Origin of the sequence: Neisseria sp. HMSC058F07, assembly GCF_001810035.1 — a bacterium.
Lineage (GTDB): Bacteria > Pseudomonadota > Gammaproteobacteria > Burkholderiales > Neisseriaceae > Neisseria > Neisseria perflava.
Genome location: NZ_KV799671.1, coordinates 19,642 through 22,759, shown reverse-complemented (window position 1 = coordinate 22,759; position 3,118 = coordinate 19,642). Strand labels below are relative to the sequence as shown.

Below are 3,118 nucleotides of genomic sequence, written 5' to 3'. Positions count from 1 at the left end.
TGCACGTACTGCTAATTGTTCAAAGGTTTCGCCACCATTGCTTAATGCTTTATAAGCTGCCGGGTCATTGGTCAGTTGTTTGAATTCGGCTAGCTTCCGCAGGTCAGTGATCTGCATGCCTTCCCAACTTCCAAATGATTGCTCATTTAGTCCACGGTGCTGAAAAAGAGGAATAGGACGCTGACCGATAATATGGCCAGCCGTATCAATGGCGCGTTGTAAAATACTGGAATAAGCAGCGGTAAATTCTACTTGTTGTAGCGCCACCCCGGTTTTCTGAGCTCCTGTAATCCCTTGTTCGGTCAGTGGTGAATTACCGGATCCCTGCAAAAGCCCTTGTTCGTTCCATTGGGTACGGCCATGGCGAATAAAATAAAAAGTGAGTTGTTTTGACATCATAGTTCCTTGGAGATCGGGAAGTATAGGGTATAACTAACTTATGATGCAAAGGCCGTCTGAAACAATAATTTCAGACGGCCTTTTTACTTTAACGTGTGCCGTTTAGGTACGGTCGTGCCTGGAGGATAACAAGCTTACCCTTGTCAAACGCCCATTCGATATCTTGTTCACCATTAGCAAATAGCTGTTTGATTTGTTGGCCGGTTTGGTCAAGGCGACGTATTTGTTCTTGATTCATCACGTTGCCACTGGTTACAGGCACTTCTCGTACTCCGCCATTTTTATCCAGTTGCAACGCTGTGGTTTCATTAGAGGAGCTGAGACGTTGTACAGAATCATTGCGACGGTTATAGACTACCTGTTCAGCTATCCGTTTGCCCTCAACGACACGAATACCCAACCCGCGTTTGGCGGCAATGTAGGAGCTGTTTTTCTGAGCAATATCATAGGGATTGATGGTAACCAGTACGCCGGAGAGATCTGCATTGATGCTTTGTTGCACAAAGACACTCATTTTCACGCTATCGTGAGGCAATCCGGCAATACGACGGGCTTCATATGCGCTGTAATTGAAAACAGAAGCCCAAGATTGCTTCACTGCTTCGGCCAATGCGTTTTCATCGGTAACATTTGGCACGGTGGTGTACAGCCCTGCGCCGCTGAAATTGGGCAGGTCTTCGGAATTAGAGGAGCTGCGGACAAACACGCCTTTGCTGTTTAATTGATTGCGCCATTGCTCAGCCCATCTGTGTTTCCATTCCGACGGGATTTCAGCATCTGTAATTTTTTTCTGCAGTGTAAGTAAAGCAGTGCGGCGCTTGCGGTTGTCTCCATCACTTTGTATTTCGATTTGGGCCAGTGTTGTTGCATTAATGCCCAGCCTATCCATCATGGCTTGATAGTAGGCAAACGGAATGCAGAATCCATCAGGTACATTACTGCCTGCAATATGGGCGCGGATATGGCCGAGGTTGGCAGCCTTACTGCCGCAGTAACGGCTGTCATCACGGCGCAGGTTTGCCAAGGCCCGAAGGTTGTAACCGGAAACATCAGGTTGGGGCAGGGTAAGGCCGTCTGAAAAGCTTTTGCTGGTAGTGTTCCGGTTGGTTCGGACAATTCGGTATTGCTTAGCAGTCGCTTCAAATTCGATATGACGGCCAATATATGGGGCTAGGATTTTTTCTGCGTCTTTAAGGTAAATATTGGGAATCCCCCAGCCGCGTGCCAATACATTCACATGCGATAGTGCAGTAGATGATTTCTCACTGATAATCCCCGCCACAGGTGGCAGCTCTAGGGGAACCTCTTTCAAAATAATAATATTGTCGGCGCCGACATTATAAAGATCATCTTCTTTGGCAATAACGCGTAATGTGCCTATCGCTTTACCTTGGTTTAGAGGCAGGTATGGGAAATTCTTAATCAAACTTTCTTGGGTAATAAAAGGAACTTTGCTTTGCTCGGCAACGGTTTCCTGCCATAAAGAATTGGTTTTATAACGCAACGGAGCGTAGAAACTGTCTTTCAGACGGCCTGCCGCCAATTTCAACAATTCAGGTGTGATTTTGTCTCCTTCCCAAAACTCATAAACATATTCTTGAGTACTATTCTGCCAACTGATAGTACCCAACAGATAACGCCGGTTAGGACTACGGTATTGTTGATTCAATTCAGTTTTTGACAGCATGGGTTTCAAGATGGTAGCCAGATAGTGCTCATGCAGCCGAAATTTGGGAGTATTGATGTAGTCTGTACGGTTATTATTTTCACGATCGATGAGGAAAAGGATATGAGGAATTTCATATTCACTACCTTGCTCATAAATACGCGACAGTAAGTCAAAATCAGCTTGGTTTTTGATTGCAGATAATGCAGGAATTTGTGTTTTAACTGGGGTGGCTACAGTTTGACGCTTTTCAGACTCGTAATTAAGAAGGCTTACGCGCCGTTGGTGCAGCCATGTCGGCTGTCTCAGCTTCAGGACGGCACGCTGAAAGTAAAAACAATATTGGGAGGTAAAAAGCAGGCTTCATGATGTTATCGGTTATCTAAATCAGATGAAAAGAAATATACCTATGGTAAAAATCTAGGGGCTGACGTAGATTAGCGGTTATGCTAGGCTACGAAAATGCAGATAACCAATTGTAAATTAAGCAAGAGAGTTCAAAAGAAACTACTTGAATTTTTTGTACTCCAAGTTACCGCCCGTTCCGCTGCCGATATTTTGGGCATTCAGCCCAACTCCGCTATTCTGTTCTACTGCAAAATTCGTATGGTTATCCGCCATTATCTGGCCTTGGTTGCCGATGAGGTTTTTGAGGGCCCTGTCGAGTTGGACGAAAGCTATTTCGGCGGACGGCGTAAAGGCAGACGTGGTCGCGGTGCGGCAGGAAAAGTGGTTGTCTTCGGCATTCTGAAACGCAACGGACGGGTCTATACCGTTGTCGTAGATAATGCCAAATCTGATACTTTGATGCCTGTTATCAAACAGAAAATCATGCCGGACAGCATTGTTTACACGGATAGCCTGAGCAGCTATGACAAGCTGGACGTAAGCGGTTTTATCCATTACCGTATCAACCATTCCAAGGAATTTGCAGACCGTCAGAACCACATTAACGACATTGAGAATTTTTGGAATCAGGCAAAACGCGTCTTGCGTAAATACAACGGAATTGATCGCAAATCCTTCCCGCTGTTCTTGAAAGAATGCGAATTT

At 45.4% G+C, this 3,118-nt stretch carries 3 protein-coding genes; 1 reads left to right on the top strand and 2 read right to left on the bottom strand.

The genetic code is table 11. The annotated features are described in order from the left end of the window. On the bottom strand, positions 1 to 396 hold a 396-nt coding region (locus tag HMPREF2696_RS02265; protein ID WP_141746346.1), incomplete at its 3' end, for a histidine phosphatase family protein. 91 nt (positions 397 to 487) lie between these two features. Continuing rightward, the gene (locus HMPREF2696_RS02260; RefSeq protein ID WP_249967825.1) at positions 488 to 2,086 is read right to left on the bottom strand and encodes a PEP/pyruvate-binding domain-containing protein; all 1,599 of its coding nucleotides are present in this window, start codon (positions 2,084 to 2,086) and stop codon (positions 488 to 490) included. Positions 2,087 to 2,527: 441 nt separating this feature from the next. On the opposite strand from HMPREF2696_RS02260, the gene HMPREF2696_RS02255 reads away from it, so the two are divergent. Further along, positions 2,528 to 3,118: IS1595 family transposase (locus tag HMPREF2696_RS02255; RefSeq protein ID WP_070587637.1), on the top strand; the 591-nt coding region annotated here is incomplete at its 3' end.

Bases quoted from the DNA above. Each gene is read 5' to 3' on its own strand.
- HMPREF2696_RS02260 (WP_249967825.1), bottom strand. From the start codon at position 2,086: ATGCTGTCAAAAACTGAATTGAATCAACAATACCGTAGTCCTAACCGG.